The sequence below is a fragment of the Nocardia sp. NPDC006044 genome, from assembly GCF_042871115.1.
GTDB lineage: Bacteria > Actinomycetota > Actinomycetes > Mycobacteriales > Mycobacteriaceae > Nocardia.
The window spans coordinates 448,124-467,854 of record NZ_JBIAID010000002.1 but is presented as its reverse complement, the minus strand read 5'-3'; the positions used below and the strand labels follow the sequence as shown (position 1 = coordinate 467,854).

At 67.1% G+C, this 19,731-nt stretch carries 15 protein-coding genes; 9 read left to right on the top strand and 6 right to left on the bottom strand.

The window, feature by feature from the left end:
• Positions 1–65 precede the first annotated feature (65 nt).
• Entirely contained in the window at positions 66–827 is a 762-nt protein-coding gene (locus ACFYO1_RS19850; RefSeq protein ID WP_387232811.1) for a crotonase/enoyl-CoA hydratase family protein, read from the bottom strand.
• A 94-nt stretch (positions 828–921) separates the two neighbouring features.
• Between ACFYO1_RS19850 and ACFYO1_RS19845 the strand changes: the two genes are divergently transcribed.
• The 3 genes from ACFYO1_RS19845 to ACFYO1_RS19835 all read left to right on the top strand — a co-directional run bounded on the left by ACFYO1_RS19845 (position 922) and on the right by ACFYO1_RS19835 (position 5,209).
• The gene (locus ACFYO1_RS19845; protein ID WP_387232808.1) at positions 922–1,569 is read left to right on the top strand and encodes a TetR/AcrR family transcriptional regulator; all 648 of its coding nucleotides are present in this window, start codon (positions 922–924) and stop codon (positions 1,567–1,569) included.
• Entirely contained in the window at positions 1,556–3,175 is a 1,620-nt protein-coding gene (locus tag ACFYO1_RS19840) for an acyl-CoA dehydrogenase family protein (RefSeq protein ID WP_387232805.1), read from the top strand. Before ACFYO1_RS19845 ends, ACFYO1_RS19840 begins: the two co-directional genes overlap by 14 nt.
• Before the next feature lie 540 nt (positions 3,176–3,715).
• A complete protein-coding gene (locus tag ACFYO1_RS19835) occupies positions 3,716–5,209 on the top strand; it encodes a M4 family metallopeptidase (RefSeq protein ID WP_387232802.1) in 1,494 nt (497 codons plus the stop codon).
• Between the two features lie 71 nt (positions 5,210–5,280).
• Here ACFYO1_RS19835 and ACFYO1_RS19830 read toward each other — a convergent pair whose 3' ends face one another.
• Complete coding sequence (locus tag ACFYO1_RS19830; RefSeq protein ID WP_387232799.1) at positions 5,281–5,685, bottom strand: nuclear transport factor 2 family protein; 405 nt, start codon at positions 5,683–5,685, stop codon at positions 5,281–5,283.
• Positions 5,686–5,809: 124 nt separating this feature from the next.
• Between ACFYO1_RS19830 and ACFYO1_RS19825 the strand changes: the two genes are divergently transcribed.
• On the top strand, positions 5,810–6,490 hold the full coding sequence (locus tag ACFYO1_RS19825; RefSeq protein ID WP_387232796.1) for a nucleoside/nucleotide kinase family protein: 681 nt from the start codon (positions 5,810–5,812) through the stop codon (positions 6,488–6,490).
• Between the two features lie 4 nt (positions 6,491–6,494).
• Here ACFYO1_RS19825 and pgi read toward each other — a convergent pair whose 3' ends face one another.
• Entirely contained in the window at positions 6,495–8,132 is a 1,638-nt protein-coding gene (pgi, locus tag ACFYO1_RS19820) for a glucose-6-phosphate isomerase (protein ID WP_387232793.1), read from the bottom strand.
• 95 nt (positions 8,133–8,227) lie between these two features.
• On the opposite strand from pgi, the gene ACFYO1_RS19815 reads away from it, so the two are divergent.
• Positions 8,228–9,682 carry an NAD-dependent succinate-semialdehyde dehydrogenase gene (locus ACFYO1_RS19815; RefSeq protein WP_387232790.1) on the top strand — a complete coding sequence of 485 codons (1,455 nt, stop codon included), beginning with the start codon at positions 8,228–8,230 and terminating at the stop codon, positions 9,680–9,682.
• Between the two features lie 128 nt (positions 9,683–9,810).
• Here the strand turns inward: ACFYO1_RS19815 and ACFYO1_RS19810 are convergent, their stop codons facing one another.
• Positions 9,811–10,104 (bottom strand): chorismate mutase, encoded by a 294-nt coding sequence (locus ACFYO1_RS19810; RefSeq protein WP_014988338.1) that lies wholly within the window; start codon positions 10,102–10,104, stop codon positions 9,811–9,813.
• A 385-nt stretch (positions 10,105–10,489) separates the two neighbouring features.
• Between ACFYO1_RS19810 and pcrA the strand changes: the two genes are divergently transcribed.
• Positions 10,490–13,111 carry a DNA helicase PcrA gene (gene pcrA / locus ACFYO1_RS19805; protein WP_387232787.1) on the top strand — a complete coding sequence of 874 codons (2,622 nt, stop codon included), beginning with the start codon at positions 10,490–10,492 and terminating at the stop codon, positions 13,109–13,111.
• 958 nt (positions 13,112–14,069) lie between these two features.
• Here the strand turns inward: pcrA and ACFYO1_RS19800 are convergent.
• Positions 14,070–15,449 carry a DUF1731 domain-containing protein gene (locus tag ACFYO1_RS19800; RefSeq protein WP_387232784.1) on the bottom strand — a complete coding sequence of 460 codons (1,380 nt, stop codon included), beginning with the start codon at positions 15,447–15,449 and terminating at the stop codon, positions 14,070–14,072.
• A 338-nt stretch (positions 15,450–15,787) separates the two neighbouring features.
• Entirely contained in the window at positions 15,788–17,002 is a 1,215-nt protein-coding gene (locus ACFYO1_RS19795; protein ID WP_387232781.1) for a M23 family metallopeptidase, read from the bottom strand.
• Positions 17,003–17,017: 15 nt separating this feature from the next.
• On the opposite strand from ACFYO1_RS19795, the gene ACFYO1_RS19790 reads away from it, so the two are divergent.
• The 3 genes from ACFYO1_RS19790 to sucD all read left to right on the top strand — a co-directional run bounded on the left by ACFYO1_RS19790 (position 17,018) and on the right by sucD (position 19,641).
• Positions 17,018–17,155 carry a hypothetical protein gene (locus ACFYO1_RS19790; protein ID WP_387232778.1) on the top strand — a complete coding sequence of 46 codons (138 nt, stop codon included), beginning with the start codon at positions 17,018–17,020 and terminating at the stop codon, positions 17,153–17,155.
• 393 nt (positions 17,156–17,548) lie between these two features.
• Positions 17,549–18,715 (top strand): ADP-forming succinate--CoA ligase subunit beta, encoded by a 1,167-nt coding sequence (gene sucC / locus ACFYO1_RS19785; protein WP_150402017.1) that lies wholly within the window; start codon positions 17,549–17,551, stop codon positions 18,713–18,715.
• 11 nt (positions 18,716–18,726) lie between these two features.
• On the top strand, positions 18,727–19,641 hold the full coding sequence (sucD, locus tag ACFYO1_RS19780; RefSeq protein ID WP_069161670.1) for a succinate--CoA ligase subunit alpha: 915 nt from the start codon (positions 18,727–18,729) through the stop codon (positions 19,639–19,641).
• Positions 19,642–19,731: the final 90 nt, after the last annotated feature.

Below are 19,731 nucleotides of genomic sequence, written 5' to 3'. Positions count from 1 at the left end.
CGCCTACACCTCGCTCTCGACCACGTTCGATTCCCTTGCCTCCGTGCTTGTTTCGCTACGCCGGCTCATGCCCGCGCGCCATGCCTGCCCGCGCCCGCGGCGAAGCGTTGCGCTCCCTCCAGGGCGCCGTTGGTGAGCGCGGTGATGCCGTGCTTCAGCTCGTTGCGCAGCGCGGTCTCCTCGTCCATGCCGTCCTGCTCCAGCAGCGACATCCGATCCGAGCGCAGGCAGGCCTGCGGCAGCGCGGCCAGCTCGGCGGCGAGTTGCTCTGCGGCACTGCGGGATTCGCCGGTCGGGACGACCCGGTTCGCCAGGCCGATCTGCAAGGCCTCGGCGGCGTCGACGGGACGGCCGGTGAGCACCAGGTCCATGGCGCGGCTGGTGCCGATGAGCCGCGGCAGGCGCAACGTGCCGCCGTCGATCAGCGGCACACCCCAGCGGCGGCAGAACACGCCGAAGACGCTGTCCTGCTCGGCAACCCGCAGATCGCACCACAGCGCCAACTCGAGCCCGCCGGCGACCGCGTACCCGGAGACGGCGGCGATCACCGGCTTGGACAGCCGCATCCTGGTCGGCCCCATCGGGCCGTCGCCGTCCTCGGTGACCTGATTGGACCGCTCGGTGCCCAGTGCCTTGAGGTCGGCGCCCGCGCAGAAGGTGCCGCCGTCGCCCCAGAGGACCGCCACCGCGGCGTCGGGATCGGCGTCGAACTCGCGGAAGGCGTCGGCCAGGGCCGCGGCGGTCGGTCCGTCGACCGCGTTGCGTGCCTCGGGACGATGCAGGATGACGGTGGTCACCGGTCCGCTGCGCTCGATTCGCACACTCATGACAACCCCTCACAGCTTCGCTCGATCACGACCCCGACCATACGCCGTAAAACCCCCCTTGTGGCAAGAAATGAATTCATGATTCACTTCTTGGGTGGCCTACCGCAGAACCCCCGCAGTGCAGGCCCGCCTGGATGCGCAGGCGGGGCTGATCGTGCAGGCCGCGACCACGGTGCTGTCCAGCGCCGGCTATGCCGGGTTGTCCATGGCGGCCGTCGCCGCGGAGGCGGGCGTGGCCACCGGAACCGTCTACAAGAACTTCGCGGGCAAGACGGAGCTGATCACTGCGGTGTTCCGCAAGGTGGTTGCCTGGGAGGTTGCCGCGGTGGCCGCCGCGAGCGCGGAGGGGACCGCGATCGAACGGGTGACCGCCGCGGTCGAGACCTTCGCCGGACGTGCGCTGAAGAATCCGAAACTCGCCTACGTGCTGCTCGTCGAGCCGGTGGACACCGTGGTCGACGCGGAACGGCTGCACTTTCGCCGCGCCTTCGCCGAGGCGTTCGAATCGGCGGTCGCGGAGGGCGTTTCGCGGGGCGAACTGCCCGCGCAGGACGCCCGCATGAGCGCGGCCGCGCTGGTCGGCGCGATCGGGGAGGTGCTGGTCGGCCCGCTGGCCTCGGCACCGCACGGGGAATCCGTTGTCCCCGAACTCATTACCTTCGCCTTACGCGCACTCGGCGTGCGCGTGCAGTCGAGCGTGACCGCTCGTCCGGAATCAGGAGTGTCCGATGCAGACGCATGAAGTCTTCAACCAGGTCCCCGACATCGCGCCGTTCGATGTCTCGCGCAATCCGGCGCTGATCGAGGGGCTGCACCGGGAGGGTGCGGGCTGGGCCGAGGTCGAGGTGCGCGAACTCGGCGTGCTCGCAGGCGGTTCCGCGGCTCAGGAGTGGGGGCGGATCGCCAACGAGTATCCGCCGGTGCTGCGCACACACGACCGCTACGGCCATCGCATCGACGAGGTCGAGTTCCACCCGCACTGGCACGACTTGATGAATGTCGCTGTGTCCCATGGCCTGCACGGCTCCCCCTGGCTGGACGACCGGCCGGGCGCGCACGTCGCCCGCGCGGCGAAGTTCTTCACCTGGGGCGCCGTCGAAGCCGGCCACATGTGTCCGATCTCGATGACCTACGCCGTGGTGCCCGCGTTGCGGCACAACGCGGAACTCTCGGCGATGTACGAGCCGTTGCTCGGCTCCCGGGTCTACGACTTCGGCCTGCGTGCGCCCTCCTCGAAGGCCGGGCTGATCGCGGGCATGTCGATGACCGAGAAGCAGGGCGGCTCCGACGTCCGCGCCAATACCACCATGGCGACACCGCAACCCGACGGTTCCTACCGCATCGTCGGGCACAAGTGGTTCACCTCGGCGCCGATGTCGGACATGTTCCTCACGCTGGCCCAGGCGCCCGGCGGACTGTCCTGCTTCCTGCTGACCAGGGTGCTGCCGGACGGCACCCGCAATCCCATCCGCATCCAACGGCTCAAGGACAAGCTGGGCAACAAGTCCAACGCCTCCTCGGAGATCGAGTACGAGAACGCCACCGGCTGGCTGGTCGGCGCGGAGGGCTCCGGGGTCAAGACCATCATCGAGATGGTGAACATGACCAGGCTGGACTGCGTGATCGGCTCGGCCACCGGCATGCGCACCGGTGTGGTGTTCGCCGCGCACCACGCGCGGCATCGAGAAGCGTTCGGCGCCAAGCTGATCGACCAACCCGCTATGCGTAACGTGCTGGCGGACTTGGTGATCGAGTCCGACGCCGCGACCACCGTGATGATGCGCCTGGCCGGCGCCACCGACCGCGCGAGCCAGGATCCCGCCGAGGCGGCGCTGCGGCGAATCGCGTTGGCGGTCACCAAGTATTGGGTGTGCAAGCGGGCGCCGTCGCACGCGGCAGAGGCGCTGGAGTGCTTCGGCGGCAACGGTTATGCCGAGGAGTCGGGCATGCCGCGGCTCTACCGTGAGGCCCCGCTGATGTCGATCTGGGAAGGTTCCGGCAATGTCGCGGCGCTGGATGCGTTGCGCGCCATGGGTCGTCAGCCGGAGACGGTCGAGGCGTACTTCAACGAGGTCTCCCTGGCCCGGGGCGCGAACCCGCGGCTGGACGACGCCATCGCCCGGGTGGGCAAGGAACTGTCCGATCTCAGCGACATCGAGTTCCGTGCGCGCCGGATCGTCGAGCTCATGGCCCTGGTATTGCAAGGGGCGCAACTGGTTCGGCACGGCCACTCGGCCGTAGCGGACGCGTTCTGCGCGACCAGGCTCGGCGATGACTGGGGCATCGCGTTCGGCACCCTACCGACCGGGGTGGACACCGGAGCCATCCTGGAGCGGGCATTGGTCTGAGCTTTGTCGCCCGGAATAGGTTGGGTTACAGGAGTTCTGGAGGAATAGCCGCCCATATTGCCGACCTCGTCAGCGATCATGAAGCTGTGGGCGGGAGCATCATACGGCGTCGAAATGTGTTCTCTCTTAGGGTGTTAGGCGTGTGCATAGCCGCTTTCGTGGCGGATCAATGCAATTGGAAGCCCGGGTAACTTCCGGATTTGCCTTTCATCGGTGAATTCGAAAGATATTCGCGCATAACATCATAAGAGCACATTGCACCGATAGCCAAGAGATTCCTGGGCTATTCACAGCCTTTCCCCAGTCTCGTCTCCAGTCGAGTTGGCCGCTCGTATGTGGTTCTACTTGGTCATGAAACCCACACATAAACGGGCGGGTCGAAATACCGCCTTTGCGATAATTGCTGTCGGGGCAATGATCTTCGCGTCCGGCCCAGGGGCCAGCGGAGCGCCGCCGACCAGTCCATCCGCACCCTCGGGTTCCGACCTTTCCTCCGTCCCGAAAGAAGTCACGACGGATCAGCAGGGTTCCGTTCAGCAGGTGGTCCCGAAGGAGCCGATCAAGACTCCGGCGGGAACGGCCGCCGAAGCACCGGCCGCGGCGCAGGCGCACGCGAACGGTGTGCAGAAGGCGCTCGGCGGCAATGGCGATACCGCGGGCAACCTGGTCGTGGAGTCTGTGTTCCAGGTCGGTGAGGGATCCACGGTCCGGTTGCGCCAGGAGATCGACAAGGTGCCGGTGTTCGGCGCCTCGGCGGCCCAGTCGCTGTCCGCGGACGGCTCGCTCATCTCGGTGACCGGTTCGCTGGCGAAGAAGTCGCAGGGCAAGTTCTCCACCACGGCCCCGTCGGCCGCGGTGCAGGCGACCGCGCTGAAGAAGGTCGCCGAGCAGAGCAAGGCCGCGCCGGATCAGCTCTCCGTCACCGAGACGAAGGCCTACTGGTACGACTCGAAGCTGGCCGCCAAGGACGAGGCGCAGAGCGTCGCGGTTCCGTCCTTCAAGGTCGACATCACCGGTCTGAGCGCCGACAAGAAGGGCGAGCCCGCCACCTGGGTCGTCTTCGTCGACGCGAACAACACCGGCAAGGTGCTCGACAGCTGGAGCGAGACCAAGCACCTCAACCGGGTCGTGTGTGACAACGCGAACCGGCGCATCGACCCCAACCGGGCCGGCTGCGGCACCGGCAGCATCCGCTCCACCAGGTCGGAAGGGCAGCCGGCCAGCGGGATCGCGGATGTCGACAAGATCTACGACTACCTGGGCAACACCGAGAAGTTCTATGCCCAGTACACCAAGGTGGCGAACCTGACGAACCTGATCGGTTCCGACACCGGAGACGGCAAGGGTAAGGCGCTGCGCGCCACCGTCCGGCTCTGCACCACCACCGAGTGCCCGTACCAGAACGCCTTCTGGTCCGGCAGCTACATGGCCTACGGTTCGGGTCTGACCACCGAGGACATCACCGCACACGAGCTCACCCACGGCGTGACCCAGAACACCAACGGTCTGGTCTACCGCAACGAGCCGGGCGCGATCAACGAGTCCATGTCCGATGTGTTCGGCGAGCTCACCTTCCTGGTGGACACCGCCAACACCTGCAACACCCCCGCCAACCGGTGGAAGCTCGGCGTGTGCAGCTCGATCGGCGTGATCCGGGACATGAAGAACCCGAACGCATACCAGGATCCCGACACCTACCGTGGCACCTACTGGTACTCCGGTAGCGGCGACAGTGGCGGCGTGCACACCAACAGCGGAGTGGGCAACCGCACCGCGTCGCTCATCACCGACGGTGGCACCCTCAACGGCGTGACCGTCACCGGGCTCGGCATCACGAAGACCGCCGCGCTGTACTGGACCACGCAGACCCTGCTGACGTCCAACTCCAACTACGGCGCACTGTCCAGCGCGCTGAAGAACGCGTGCAACACCAATGTCCGGAACAACACCGCGGGCACCACGGCCGCTGACTGCGTCCAGGTGGCCAATGCCACCAAGGCGACCAAGCTGCCGCAACTGGCTACTCGCGACTAACCATCACTATCGGTAGAAACCGGACGTCTCACCGGGCTCGTATACGAGCCCGGTGAGACGCCATTTCGGGGTCAAGCCGCGATTCGGTCCAGCACCCGTTCGACGAGCGCGGTGTCGCAATGTTCGATCACCTCGGTCAATTGCCCGTCGGTTACCGTGAATATGAAGCAGTAGGTTTGGTCGTAACGCTCGCCGCGCGTGGTCACGCCGTGCCCGCGGGCTTGGACGACAACCCGATCCGCCGCCGCGACGACAAAGTCCGCGGCGACCCGGTATTCGGCGAACTGCGCCATCAGCGGTCGCAGGAGCCCGTTCCGCACAACGGTTTTCGACTCCCAGACGCCACTCCACGACCAGTCGCCGGGAAACACCCAGCGGAACTCGTCCGCCATCGCCTCGCTCAACGCGGCGGTGTTGCCCGCGGCCATCTGCTCGAAGATGTGCTCCAGCAGTTTCTTGTTCTCGATCGCACTCACCCGGTCGACGCTATGAGCGACCGAGCGGCGCGACAAGCGAGGATCCGGCATACGCGGTGTGCGCGATTCGCATGGTTCCGGCGTGCCGATCCCCGCCGCGCGGCCCGGCAGTACAGTGACTTCGGTGGACGGGGCGTACGCCGAAACATCGTTGAGCGCGCTGGCCCGGCGGGTGCGCGAGCACGCGGCCGGCCGCGACGGCCGCTATCTGCTCGGCATCGTCGGACCGCCGGGGGCGGGCAAGTCCACCCTGTCCGTGCGGTTGCGCAACGCGCTCAACGTCCAGTCGCCGATCGCCGAGATCGCGCCGATGGACGGCTATCACCTCACCAACGCGCAGTTGGACGCCGCGGGAAGCCTTGCGCGCAAAGGGGAACCGGATACCTTCGACACCGCGGCCTTCCTCGCCAACCTGCGCAGGCTCCGGGACACCCCGATCGGCGAGCCGGTGCCGTGGCCGGTCTTCGACCGCGCCGTGCACGATCCGATCCCCGCGGGGCTGGTCTTCGAGCGGCAGACGATCGTGCTCACCGAGGGGAATTACCTGCTGCTCGACGATGTCGGTGATCGCGAATGGTCGGCGGTGCGCAAGCTATTGGACGAATGCTGGTACCTCGACGCGGCACGGGAACTCCTGGAGCACCGTTTGCTGCGCCGTCACATTCGCGGCGGTCGCACTCCGGCGGCCGCCCGGACGAAGGTGCACGAGAGCGATCTGCGCAACGCCGACCTGATCGACACCACCAAGGCGCGCGCCGATCTGGTGCTGCGTCAGCGCGGCCGGCGGTACGAGGTGCGGCGCTGAGCGCCTACTTCTTCGCGCGATACCAGCGGATGAGCGCGTCGGTGGACGAATCGCCTTGTGGCTCAGGCTCTTCCGGGGAGGTCAGCAGCGGGGCCAGGGCCAGCGCCTGCTGCTTGCCGAGTTCCACACCCCACTGATCGAAGCTGTCGATGCCCCAGATGGTGCCCTCGACGAACACCTGGTGCTCATAGAGCGCGATCAACTGGCCGACGACCGACGGCGTGAGCAGCGGCGCGAGGATGGTGGTGCTGGGCCGATTGCCCGGCATCACCTTGTGCGGCACCACTTTCGGGTCGGTGCCCTCGGCGGCGATCTCCTCGGCGGTCTTGCCGAACGCGAGCACCTTGGTCTGCGCGAACAGGTTGCTCATCAGCAGGTCGTGCATGCTGCCGGTGCCGTCGCGGGTGGGCAGATCGTCGGTGGGGCGGGCGAAGCCGATGAAGTCCGCCGGGATGAGCCGGGTGCCCTGGTGCAGCAGTTGGTAGAAGGCGTGTTGGCCGTTGGTTCCCGGCTCGCCCCAGAAGATCTCGCCGGTGGAGGTGGTGACCGGGCTGCCGTCGGCGCGCACCGACTTGCCGTTCGACTCCATCGTCAACTGCTGCAGGTAGGCCGGGAAGCGCGCCAGGTCGTTCGAATAGGGCAGTACCGCACGGGATTCCGCGCCGAAGAAGTTCGAGTACCAGACGCCGAGCAGGCCGAGCAGCACCGGCGCGTTCGCCTCGAGCGGCGCGTTCGCGAAATGCTCGTCCACGGCGTGCATTCCGGCCAGGAACTCGGCGAAGCGTTCCCGGCCGATGGTGGCCATCACCGAGAGGCCGATCGCGGAGTCCACCGAGTAGCGACCGCCGACCCAGTCCCAGAAACCGAACATGTTGGCGGTGTCGATGCCGAACTCGGCCACCTTCTCGGCGTTGGTCGAGACGGCGACGAAGTGCTTGGCCACCGCGTCCTCGCCGAGCGCGCCGACCAGCCAGCGCCGGGCGGCGGTCGCGTTGGTCAGGGTTTCCAGGGTGGAGAAGGTCTTCGAGGCGACGATGAAAAGTGTTGTGGCAGGGTCGAGTCCGTCGAGCTTGGCGACCAGGTCGGCCGGGTCGACATTGGAGACGAACCGGGCGCTGATGCCCGCGTCGACGTAGTGGCGCAGCGCCTGGTAGACCATCACCGGCCCGAGATCGGAGCCGCCGATGCCGATGTTGACCACGGTGCTGATGCGTTCGCCGGTGGCCCCGCGCCATGCGCCGGAGCGCAGCGCGTCGGTGAACTCACCCATCCGCGCCAGCACCTCGTGCACCTGCGCGCTCGCGTCGACGCCGTCCACCAGCACCGGCTCGCCCGCCGGCGCCCGCAACGCGATGTGCGCGACCGCGCGGTCCTCCGAGGTGTTGATGTGCTCGCCCCGGTACATCGCGTCCCTGCGCTCGGCGACCTTCGCCTCGCGCGCCAATTCGACGAGCAGATCCAGGGTTTCCCGGGTGACGCGGTGCTTGCTGAAATCGATGTGCAGATCCGCCACGTCGAGGGTCAGCGCACGGCCTCGCGACGGATCGTCGGCGAACAACTCGCGCAGGTGCCGCCCCGCGATCGCGTCGAAGTGCTCGTGCAGTTTCCGCCAGGCCGCCGTCGCGGTGATGTCGCTGCTCACGCTCGCCGAGGTTACTCACCGCTGGAGCGCCGCGCACGGCAAACACCCCCGCGGACTCGGTGAGAACCGGCGCGACGCGGCCTACGCTGGCACTCATGGTGTCCGAACGCGAAGTTCTCGAATCCGTCCCGACGCAGCTATGGATCGGTGGGCCGGTGGCCGCCACCGGTGGTGGCACCTTCCCGGTGCACAACCCGGCCACCGGGGAGGTGCTGACCGAGGTCGCCGACGCGACCCCCGAAGACGCGGTGCGCGCGCTGGACGCGGCCGTCGCGGTGCAGGCCGACTGGGCCGCGCGCCCGTCGCGTGAACGCGGCGAGATCCTGCGCGCCGTCTTCGAGCAGATCACCGCGCGGGCCGAGGAATTCGCGCTGCTGATGACCCTGGAAATGGGCAAGGCGCTGCCGGAGAGCCGCAACGAGGTGAAGTACGGCGCGGAGTTCTTCCGGTGGTTCAGCGAGGAGGCGGTCCGGGTGCACGGGCGCTACCTGCACGCCCCGTCCGGCACCGGCCGGATCATGGTGCACAAGCAGCCGGTCGGGCCGTGCCTGGCGATCACCCCCTGGAACTTCCCGCTGGCGATGGGCACCCGCAAGATCGGTCCCGCGCTGGCGGCCGGCTGCACCATGATCGTCAAGCCCGCCTCGGCGACCCCGCTGACCATGCTGCTGCTGGCCAAGCTGTGCGGCGAGGCCGGACTGCCCGACGGGGTGCTCTCGGTGATCACCTCGAGCCATTCCGGGGCGGTGACCCAGCCGCTGCTCGACGATCCGCGGCTGCGCAAGCTGACCTTCACCGGCTCCACCGAGGTCGGCAAGAAACTGGTGGAGAAATCGGCCAACGGGCTGCTGCGCACATCGATGGAACTCGGCGGGAACGCGCCGTTCGTGGTGTTCGACGACGCGGACATCGACGCGGCCGTGCAGGGCGCGATGCTGGCCAAACTGCGCAACGGCGGCGAGGCATGCACCGCGGCCAACCGCTTCCACGTGCAGAACGGGGTGCTGGAAGAGTTCACCGGCAAGTTCGTCGAGGCGATGTCGAACAGCGTGGTCCTCGGCCCCGGCACCGATGCCGGCACCACACTCGGCCCACTGATCAGCGAGGAGCAGCTCACTATCGTCAGCGAGCTGGTCGAGGACGCCGTCTCGGTGGGCGCCAAGGTCCGCCTCGGCGGTAAGGCTCCCGGTGGACCCGGCTGGTTCTACCCCGCCACCATCCTCAGCGAGGTACCCGCGCAGGCCAGGATCCTGCGTGAGGAGGTCTTCGGCCCGGTCGCGCCGATCGTCGGCTTCGCCACCGAGGAGGAGGGCATCGCCGCGGCGAATGACACCGAATTCGGTCTGGTCAGCTATGTCTACACCCGTGACCTGGACCGCGCGCTGCGCGTCGCCGAGGGACTGGAATCCGGCATGGTCGGCGTCAACCGCGGCGTAATCTCCGACCCCGCAGCGCCTTTCGGCGGCGTCAAGGCCTCCGGCTTCGGCCGGGAGGGCGGCACCGAGGGCATCGAGGAATACCTCTCCACCAAGTACATCGCGCTCAGCTGAGCGGGCGCGCAGACGAAACGACCGCCCCGGGGTGATGAACACCCGGGGCGGCCTTGGGGATGCGGTTGTCGTTCTCTGTGCCGCATGGGTCTAGGGCCGCGTCGAGCGGCCGGCAGGAGAGGGGGCGGTCAGTGACCGAGGCGGCCGCGGCCGAGGCGCAGCAGGAGCATCGCGAGCGTGTGGCCTTCCTGACCCAGTTCGCTGAATCGCTCCAGCACCTTCATCTCGCGGTTGTGCACGAGGCGGGGCCCGCCAGAGGCCATTCGGGTACGACCGATGATCCGGGAGATCTCCGTGCGGCGCTTGATGGCGGCGAGGATCTCGGCATCGAGGCGGTCGATCTCCTTACGGAGCTTGTCGATCTCCGCGTCGCTCTGCGGCAACGCCGAATCGGACCCGGTCGTCGTGGCGGGGGTGCTCATCATTCATCTCCTCGTGTCAGAACATGGATCGGCGGGTGAGCCCGGCTCGTTACCGATCGGTTCTTTCACCGTGAAACAGACCTGGTAGGGCCATCGAATTGTCCCCCAGGATGGTGCGCTCAGATAGAGGGGCCGCGATCACGATATCCGGTCGTTAACCGAAACGGATGTATCGCGCGGGCACTCATCATGTCGCCAGTCTGCCACGGGTCAGTAGGTATGCAAAACATTTCGTTTTGTGAATCTGCTGAGAAGGCGGACCCGGTTTCCGCGCGGCGCCCACTTGGGCGAGTTCGCCCCGCGTTCACCGGAGCGGTGCCGATCTGTCATGCAGACTACCCGGGGCTTCAACTCTGTCGGTGCGCGCCGGTAGCGTGGATGGGCGATGGACATCACGGTGGCTCCCAAGACGCAGGCCGGTCGCGCCCTGCAGCCGGATTCGACGCAAAAACCGCAGGTCACCGGTGGTAACGCCGATGCAGCGGGTCAGCCTGTGGAGGAGGTGCGTACGGTGCGGGAACCCCGGCGGGCCGCTGTCCCCGAGCCGCCACCGTCCGCCACCGAGCTCGAGCAACGGCGTGTCGAACGGGAGCGTCGGCGTGCCGCGGAAGCCGAGCAACTACTCGACGGCCTGAACCCGCAGCAGCGCGCCGCCGTTGTGCACAGTGGCGCACCGCTGCTCATCGTGGCCGGCGCGGGTTCCGGCAAGACCGCGGTGCTCACCCGCCGTATCGCCTACCTGCTCGCCGCGCGCGGGGTGACCCCGGGCCAGATTCTCGCGATCACCTTCACCAACAAGGCTGCTGCGGAGATGCGGGAGCGGGTGAGCGGACTGGTCGGTCCGCGGGCGAACAACATGTGGGTATCCACGTTCCACTCCAGTTGTGTGCGCATCCTGCGCATGCAAGCCGCGCTGTTGCCGGGCCTGAATTCGAATTTCTCCATCTACGATGCCGATGATTCGCGGCGACTGCTCACGATGATCAGTCGCGACCTGGACATCGACACGAAGAAATACACCGCGCGGCTCCTCTCGACCGCGATCTCGAATCTGAAGAACGAGCTGATCGGGCCGCAACAGGCGGTCGCGGATGCCGAGTCCGATGACACCGAACTGCCGGGCCTGGTGGCTCGCGTCTACACCGAATATCAGCGGCGGTTGCGCGCGGCGAACGCGCTGGACTTCGACGATCTGATCGGCGAGACGGTGGCGCTGCTGCAACATCATCCGCAGGTCGCCGAGTACTACCGGCGCCGGTTCCGGCACGTGCTGGTCGACGAATACCAGGACACCAACCACGCGCAGTACGTGCTGGTGCGTGAGCTGGTCGGTCATCATCGGGAAGAGCAGACCGAGGATCAGGCGCCGCCGAGCGAGCTGTGCGTGGTCGGTGACGCGGATCAGTCCATCTACGCCTTCCGTGGCGCGACCATCCGCAATATCGAGGAGTTCGAGCGCGACTTCCCGGACGCGGAAACCATTCTGCTGGAACAGAACTACCGCTCCACCCAGCACATCCTGTCCGCCGCCAACGCGGTGATCTCGCGCAACGAGAACCGGCGGGACAAGAAGCTGTGGACCGATTCCGGCGAGGGCGATCTGATCACCGGCTACGTCGCCGACAACGAGCACGACGAGGCCGCGTTCGTGGCACGCGAGATCGACAAGCTGGTCGATCAGGGCGAGGCCAACTACGGCGACGTCGCGGTGTTCTACCGGACCAACAACAACTCGCGCGCGCTGGAAGAGATCTTCATCCGGATGGGGCTGCCGTACAAGGTGGTCGGCGGCGTCCGGTTCTACGAGCGCAAGGAGGTGCGCGACATCGTCGCCTACCTGCGGGTGCTGGAGAACCCCGAGGACGCGGTCAGCGTGCGCCGGATCCTGAACACGCCGCGCCGCGGCATCGGCGACCGCGCCGAGGCGTGTGTGGCGGTGCACGCCGAGCAGCGGGGGATCGGTTTCGCCGCGGCGCTGCGGGACGCGGCCGACGGCAAGGTCGCGCTGCTGAATACCCGGGCGCAGCGGCAGATCGCCGGCTTCCTCGACCTGCTGGACGAGATCAGGGCGGCGGGCGTGCAGGAGAACCTGGACTTCCCGGACGTCGGCAATGTGGTCGACGCGGTGCTGGAGCGCACCGGATACCGGGCCGAGCTGGAGGCGTCCGACGACCCGCAGGACGGCGCGCGCCTGGACAACCTGAACGAACTGGTCAGCGTCGCAAGGGAATTCAGTTCCGAGGCGCACAACAACGCGGAGGCGGCCAGGGAAGAGGGCCTGGTGCCGGAGGCGGCCGAGGGCGAGCCGGACCCCGGCTCGCTCGCCGCGTTCCTGGAGCGGGTCTCGCTGGTGGCCGACACCGATCAGATCCCGGACGAGGGCACCGGTGTGGTGACCATGATGACCCTGCACACCGCCAAGGGGCTGGAGTTCCCGGTCGTGTTCGTCACCGGCTGGGAGGACGGACAGTTCCCGCACATGCGCGCGCTCGGCGATCCGACCGAGCTGGCCGAGGAACGCCGGCTCGCCTACGTCGGCATCACCCGGGCCAGGAAGCGGCTGTACCTGACCCGCGCGGTGGTGCGATCCGGCTGGGGGCAGCCGGTGTCGAATCCGGAATCCCGCTTCCTGCAAGAGATTCCGGATCACCTGATCGACTGGCGGCGACTGGAGCCGGCCGGTTCCGCGGCGACCCGCGGCATTCGCCGGCGCGGTGACGACGACCGGATGGAACGTGATTGGACCCGCGGTGACGGGTGGTCCGAGCAGCGGCCGGGCATTCGCAGCGAGCGCGGGCGTCGCCCGGCGCCCGGTAGCGCCCCCGCCCGGAACAACGCCAATCTCGTTCTCGCCGTAGGCGATCGGGTGAGCGACGACAAATACGGCCTCGGCAAGGTAGTCGCCGCCGAGGGATTCGGCCCCCTGGCCACGGTCACCATCGATTTCGGCAGCGCAGGCAAGATCCGCCTGATCCCGCAATACAGCAGAACATTGGTGAAGCTGTAAGCGCCCGAAGTAGCCCGGGCACTCCCCATCGAGTCGAGTCAAATGGTCGCGAGATGATCTTCCAAAGCGACCTTTTGACTCGACTCAACCAGGCCAACAACCTTTTGACTCGGCTCGATGAAGAAAGTCTCGAGAACAGCACCACAGCCAGTCCCCACGCCGACAACCCTCGCCTCCGCCGACTCAAGCCGCGGGAGAGCAGGTCGGGGACTCCACCTGACGTGCTCAGCACTATCCGGGCATCCCATCAGCCAGGCCACAAACCCGCAGACCGGTTACCCGGGACGTCTCTCAGTGCACGCACCGAAACGGGGACACCGTCCAAACCCCGAAGGGTGTGCACCTACACCGTGAGGACCTCCCGGCTCGTCCCCTGTGCACTTCTCCAGTGAAGCTGAAGACCTACACAGGTTTTCACCGGAGTAGTGCTGAGCACGTCGCCTGCCGTACCCGGCTTTAGGCGCATGTCAGGATGCGCGGCCCCGGGTTCCAGCGTGGTCATCTGGCTGTGGTTGCGTCACGAAATTCTTTGAAGGGCTGACCTGGTGATCGAAAGCTGAAGGCCTCCAAGGGTTTTGCCTGGGTAGTGCTGGGTGCGTTGTCTGCCGTTCCCGGCTTACCTCCGCAACGAAAGGTGCGCGACCTCGGGTTCCAACGTATCCATCTGCTGGGGTGGGGTTGTCGAGGTTCTTCACACATCTGCTTCGTCCTTCGCATACCTGTTGTTGGGTTGAGGGGTATGTGAAGGGTGAAGCAGGTGGGCGAGGTCGACCCTATCTGTCGCTTGGTCTGCGGGGCGGCGGGTTTCGTCAAGACTTCGCAGGGCGGACGGTGGTGGAACTGTTTGGTCAGTGACTTCGCCAGCCCGTCTGGCTCGAGATCCGCACTGTCTCTCGGGGGTTCGCACTGCTCTGGGCATGGGTCTCGTCGCGGAGCTGAGAGGGTGCAGATTTGGTGTTCAGCGGGGCAGGAGGTTGGTCAGGGCCTCGTCCAGGGTGGGGTAGCGGAAGGTGAAGTTGCTCTCCCGCAACACCGTCGAGGTGGCGTGGCGGCCGGTGAGGCCGAGGGCCGGGTCGGTGCGGAGGAAGACGGCGCCGATCTTCAGAATCGCCGTCGGGGTCGGCGGGGCTGCCGGGCGGTGCAGGTGCCTGCGCAGCGCGGCCATCAGTTCCCGGTTGCGGACCGGGAAGTCGGTGGCGGCCACCAGGATTCCGTTCGGTAGCGTGACCTGTGGGTCGAGGCCGAGGGCGGCGCGGACGATGGCCAGCCAGTCTTCGACGTGAATCCAGCTGAACCATTGGTCGCCGGGGCCGACGCGGCCGCCGAGACCCGCTTTGGTCAACTGGCTCAGGCGTTTCAGTGCGGGGGCCTGCGGATCCAGCACGATCGAGGTGCGCAGTATGGTCGAGTGGGCGGCGTTGGCGCCGTCGAACGCCCGCTCCCACGGCTCGGCCACGCCGGTCATCTGGGGCAGGCCCACCGGTAGCGGAGTTGTTTCCGTGCAGCGGGTTTCGCCTGCATCCGACCAGATCGCCGTGGTGCTGGCCTGCACCCAGTAGTCGATGGGGTGGTCGAGAGCGGCGGCAGCGTCGACCAGTGCGCGAGTGGAATCGACTCGGCTGCTGCGCAATTGGTCGACATTGCGTTTGCTGGGGCGGCAGTCGACCAGTTTCCCGGCCAGGTTGACGATCGCCGTAGGTCCCGGATTGTGCAGTGCGGCAACCCAATTGCCTACCGATCTGCCGTCCCATTCGACCTGGTCGAATGGCAGTCCGGGATCGCGCCGCCGGGTGAGGATGCGCACCCGATGACCGCGGCAGGTCAGATCGGCGGCAATGTGCCTGCCCAATGCGCCTGTCCCACCGGCGATTACGACGGTGAGTGCGGTCTTCGCCGGTTCGATACCGGCAAGCTTCGCCAGCCGGGCGAAGCAGACGCGTGTCTCGTGCTCCAGTAGCGACCCGACCACCATCCTGGCGATCGCTGCCGACGGCCCGCTGAAGGTGAGCGTCTGGGTGATCTCGGTACCGCCGTCACGCGGTGTCAACGTCCAGGTCAGCCGCATCCGCCCGGCCGGTTCCGGTTGTTCGATGCTCAGTTCCCGCCCGGGTATCAGCGTGCTGATGACGAACGGCGGCGCCGTGCGTCCGTGCGCTGTCTCGTAGACCCGCCCCCTAGGCAGGTAGTCACCCGTTGTGCCCACCGCGACCGGACCGTGCAGCTGTACCGAGGTGACGCCCGGATTCCATTCCGGCCACCGTGTCGGATCCCCCAGCACCCCCCACACGAGTTCCGCTGGAAGCGCAATGAACTGGGTGTACATCGTTGTACGTGCCATAACCCAAACGCTAGCCCCGACCAGCCCCGAGTAACACGTGCGCATCGTCACCCCCTGATGACGCTAGGCCAACCAGATCTGCGAGCTGCGATCAGGCCTGCCGCTTCACATTGCCACGAGGTGCCCGCTTACAGGCGTGCTTGTTCACACAGCCCCTTGACCTGCCACACACCCGGCAGCAACCCGATTCCTCTGTGAAGAAGCAACCAGATCTGCGAAGCCAAGCCCGCACGCCCGACAGCAGCCCGACTGCCTTGTGTGATGCCCCGACCCCGTCTGCGCACAAGCCGCAGGAGGTCATTCCGCCTAACTTCCCCGCAGGAAGGCTGCAGACGAACTCAGTCGCGCTGCGAGCCGAGGCTGATGCCACGGGTGGCGAGCCAGGGCAGGGGGTCGATCTTGTCTGTGCCGTTCAGCCAGACCTCGAAGTGGCAGTGCGGCCCGGTGGAGAAGCCGCGGTTGCCGATCGTGGCGATCTGGTCGCCGGCCATGACCCGCTGGCCCTGCGACACCGTGGCGGTGTCGATGTGGCCGTAGATGGTGACGGTGCCGTCGTCGTGCAGCAGCCGGACCCACATACCGAAGCCCGCGGCGGGGCCGGCCTCGATCACGGTGCCGTCGGCGACCGCGACGATCGGGGTGCCGATGGGGCCCGCGATGTCGACGCCGAGGTGCTGCACGCCCCAGCGGGCGCCGTAGCCGGAGGTGAAGGTGCCCGCGGCGAACTTGGTGAACAGCGGGCGCAGCTTCGCGGCTTCTTGAGCGGCCAAGTCTTCGGCGTACTTCTGGCCTTTTTGCAGGATGTCGTTGAAGGCGCCGGGGTTGAGCGCGCCCGAAACGTTGAGCACCTGCGGCGATTCCGACGAGGCGCTCGGATCGGCCACGCTGACGGACTGCGCGGCGATCTCGTGGATCTGCCCGGCGGCCTCGTAGTCGACGGCCTGCGACGGCTGCTCGGGCGAGGCGAACGCGGCCTGTCCGGCGGCGACCACCGCACCGGCGGCGACCGCGGCGACCGCGGCGCGGCCCTTGAGGGCGGCCGGCGGGGCGGGAAGCCGGTGTGCGCCACCGCGTTTAGCGGTGCGCCGGCCGGGAATGACGGTGGGGGTGGCCGGGCGTTCCGCCTCGATGTCGGGCGCCCAGGACTCTTCCGGTGCCCAGCAGCCGGTGTCCTGCGCCTGATAGGTGTTCTGCGCCTGATATTCGGGCTCGTTCCAGGCCTCACCGGCGTTCCAGGCGCCGCCGTCGGACCAGGAGTCCTGCGGGGCGGCCCACGAGTCCTGCGCCGACCAGGAGTCGCCGTAGCCGGAACCGGCGTGGAAGTTGTAGTCGTCCTGCGGCGCGGGGGTGCCGTAATCGGCGTGCGGCGCGGCGCTGTAGTCGTCCTGCGGCCGGGCGGGCGCGGCGTTGTACAGCGAGTTCCGTTGCCGGTCCACCGAGGGACCGGCCGACCGGCCGTGCGAAGCCTGCGCGCCGAACGCGTCGTCATCGTTGCGATAACGATGTCCGGACTGAGCGCGATGTTCGGGAACAAGGGCGGAGCGATAGTTCATCGGCGGTGCCACATCGTGAAGCGGAAGGTGTTCGCGGAGCCGAACGGCCAGCTGATCAGCGGCGTCGACGAGTCGTCTGCGGAACGGCTCTCCATCTGCGGAGTGCTGTGCTGCGTCAAGCTTGCCGTCCTCCTAGTCGTGACCGTGCTGTGACATCGACCGCAATGACGGTAACGAAACGATTGCAGGGTCCGCAAGCGCTGCGGCCCATCTGTCCGAACATGTGAGATTGATCACGGTAACACCACGGAATATCTATCTGTGCATTGGGCAAGCGAGGCGGGCGGATCCACGACGCCTCGTAGTAGATCTGGCCGTGTTCGTGGGTTCTGAGGCCCTACCTGGTGAGGCGTCGACAACCTACTGATGAGTAGCGTTGGCCAGCGGTTTTGCCCCCGCGCGTATCGGCCCGTGACCTGCGCCACTTAGGATGAACGTGGCCGATTGGCCGTCCATGTGACTGATTAGAGTCCGACCCGACCCGCTTCCGACGTCGGGCCGCCAACAAAGACGTTGTCATCACAACGCAGACGAGACGGTGAGTACATGGATCTCTTCGAATATCAGGCGAAGGAGCTCTTCGTTAAGCACGGAGTGCCTTCGTCCGAGGGCCGCGTCACGGACACGGCCGAGGACGCCCGCGCCATCGCGGAGGAAATCGGCAAGCCGGTGATGGTCAAGGCTCAGGTCAAGGCCGGTGGCCGCGGCAAGGCCGGTGGCGTCAAGTACGCCGCCACCCCGGACGACGCGTTCACGCACGCGCAGAACATCCTCGGCCTGGATATCAAGGGCCACATCACCAAGAAGATCCTTGTCGCCGAAGCCAAGGACATCGCGGAGGAGTACTACATCTCCTTCCTGCTCGACCGGTCCAACCGCACCTACCTGGCCATGTGCTCGGTCGAAGGCGGCATGGAGATCGAAGAGGTCGCCGCGACCAAGCCGGAGCGCCTGGCCAAGGTCGCCGTGGACGCGGTCAAGGGTGTCGATCTCGCGTTCGCCCGCTCGATCGCCGAGCAGGGCCACCTCCCCGCCGACGTGCTCGACGCCGCGGCCGTGACCATCCAGAAGCTGTGGGAGGTGTTCGTCAAGGAGGACGCCACCCTGGTGGAGGTCAACCCGCTGGTGCGCACCCCGCAGGACGAGATCCTCGCCCTCGACGGCAAGGTCACCCTGGACGAGAACGCCGAGTTCCGGCACCCGGATCACGAGGCCTTCGCGGACAAGGACGCGACCGATCCGCTGGAGCTCAAGGCCAAGGAGAACGACCTCAACTACGTCAAGCTCGACGGTGAGGTCGGCATCATCGGCAACGGCGCCGGTCTGGTCATGTCGACCCTGGACGTGGTCGCCTACGCGGGCGAGAACCACAACGGCGTCAAGCCGGCCAACTTCCTCGACATCGGCGGTGGCGCCTCGGCCGAGGTGATGGCCGCCGGCCTCGACGTCATCCTGGGCGACTCGCAGGTCAAGAGCGTGTTCGTGAACGTCTTCGGTGGCATCACCGCCTGTGACGCGGTCGCCAACGGCATCGTCAAGGCGCTGGAGATCCTCGGCGCCGAGGCGAACAAGCCGCTGGTCGTCCGTCTCGACGGCAACAAGGTGGACGAGGGTCGCCAGATTCTCGTCGATGCCGCGCACCCGCTGATCACGCTTGCGCAGACAATGGACGAAGGCGCCGACAAGGCCGCCGAACTGGCAGCGGCCAAGTAAGGAACCCGGAAATGTCTATCTTCCTCAACAAGGATTCGAAGGTCATCGTCCAGGGCATCACCGGCGGCGAGGGCACCAAGCACACCGCGCTGATGCTGAAGGCCGGCACCCAGGTCGTCGGTGGCGTCAACGCGCGCAAGGCGGGCACCACCGTCGCGCACACCGACAAGGACGGCAACGCGGTCGAGCTGCCGGTCTACGGCACCGTCGCCGAGGCGATCAAGGAGACCGGCGCCGACGTCTCCATCGCGTTCGTGCCGCCGAAGTTCGCCAAGGACGCCATCATCGAGGCGATCGACGCGGAGATCCCGCTGCTCGTCGTCATCACCGAGGGCATCCCGGTGCAGGACACCGCGTACGCGTGGGCCTACAACGTGGAGAAGGGCAACAAGACCCGGATCATCGGCCCGAACTGCCCCGGCATCATCACCCCCGGCGAGGCGCTGGTCGGCATCACCCCGGCCAACATCACCGGCAAGGGCCCGGTCGGCCTGGTCTCCAAGTCCGGCACCCTGACCTACCAGATGATGTACGAACTGCGTGACTTCGGCTTCTCCACCGCCATCGGCATCGGCGGCGACCCGGTCATCGGCACCACCCACATCGACGCCATCGAGGCGTTCGAGAAGGACCCGGAGACCAAGCTGATCGTGATGATCGGCGAGATCGGCGGCGACGCCGAGGAGCGGGCCGCGGCCTACATCAAGGCCAACGTCACCAAGCCGGTCGTCGGCTACGTCGCGGGCTTCACCGCGCCCGAGGGCAAGACCATGGGCCACGCCGGCGCCATCGTCTCCGGCTCGGCGGGCACCGCCCAGGCGAAGAAGGACGCGCTGGAGGCGGCGGGCGTGAAGGTCGGCAAGACGCCGTCCGAGACCGCCGCGCTGGCTCGCGAGATCCTGGAGAAGGCAAGCGTCACCGCCTGATCCGCCATTGACCGAGGCCGCTTTCCGAGTCGGGAGGCGGCCTTCGTCATGTCGAAACGAAGGCCGCCCCTGGTTCGAGGAGGCGGCCTT

What these genes read in the sequence shown, in the direction of transcription:
- ACFYO1_RS19850 (WP_387232811.1), bottom strand. Translation starts at nt 827, where the DNA reads ATGAGTGTGCGAATCGAGCGCAGCGGACCGGTGACCACCGTCATCCTG.
- ACFYO1_RS19840 (WP_387232805.1), top strand. Translation starts at nt 1,556, where the DNA reads ATGCAGACGCATGAAGTCTTCAACCAGGTCCCCGACATCGCGCCGTTC.
- ACFYO1_RS19815 (WP_387232790.1), top strand. Translation starts at nt 8,228, where the DNA reads ATGGTGTCCGAACGCGAAGTTCTCGAATCCGTCCCGACGCAGCTATGG.
- ACFYO1_RS19810 (WP_014988338.1), bottom strand. Translation starts at nt 10,104, where the DNA reads ATGAGCACCCCCGCCACGACGACCGGGTCCGATTCGGCGTTGCCGCAG.
- pcrA (WP_387232787.1), top strand. Translation starts at nt 10,490, where the DNA reads ATGGACATCACGGTGGCTCCCAAGACGCAGGCCGGTCGCGCCCTGCAG.
- ACFYO1_RS19800 (WP_387232784.1), bottom strand. Translation starts at nt 15,449, where the DNA reads ATGGCACGTACAACGATGTACACCCAGTTCATTGCGCTTCCAGCGGAA.
- ACFYO1_RS19795 (WP_387232781.1), bottom strand. Translation starts at nt 17,002, where the DNA reads ATGAACTATCGCTCCGCCCTTGTTCCCGAACATCGCGCTCAGTCCGGA.
- sucC (WP_150402017.1), top strand. Translation starts at nt 17,549, where the DNA reads ATGGATCTCTTCGAATATCAGGCGAAGGAGCTCTTCGTTAAGCACGGA.
- sucD (WP_069161670.1), top strand. Translation starts at nt 18,727, where the DNA reads ATGTCTATCTTCCTCAACAAGGATTCGAAGGTCATCGTCCAGGGCATC.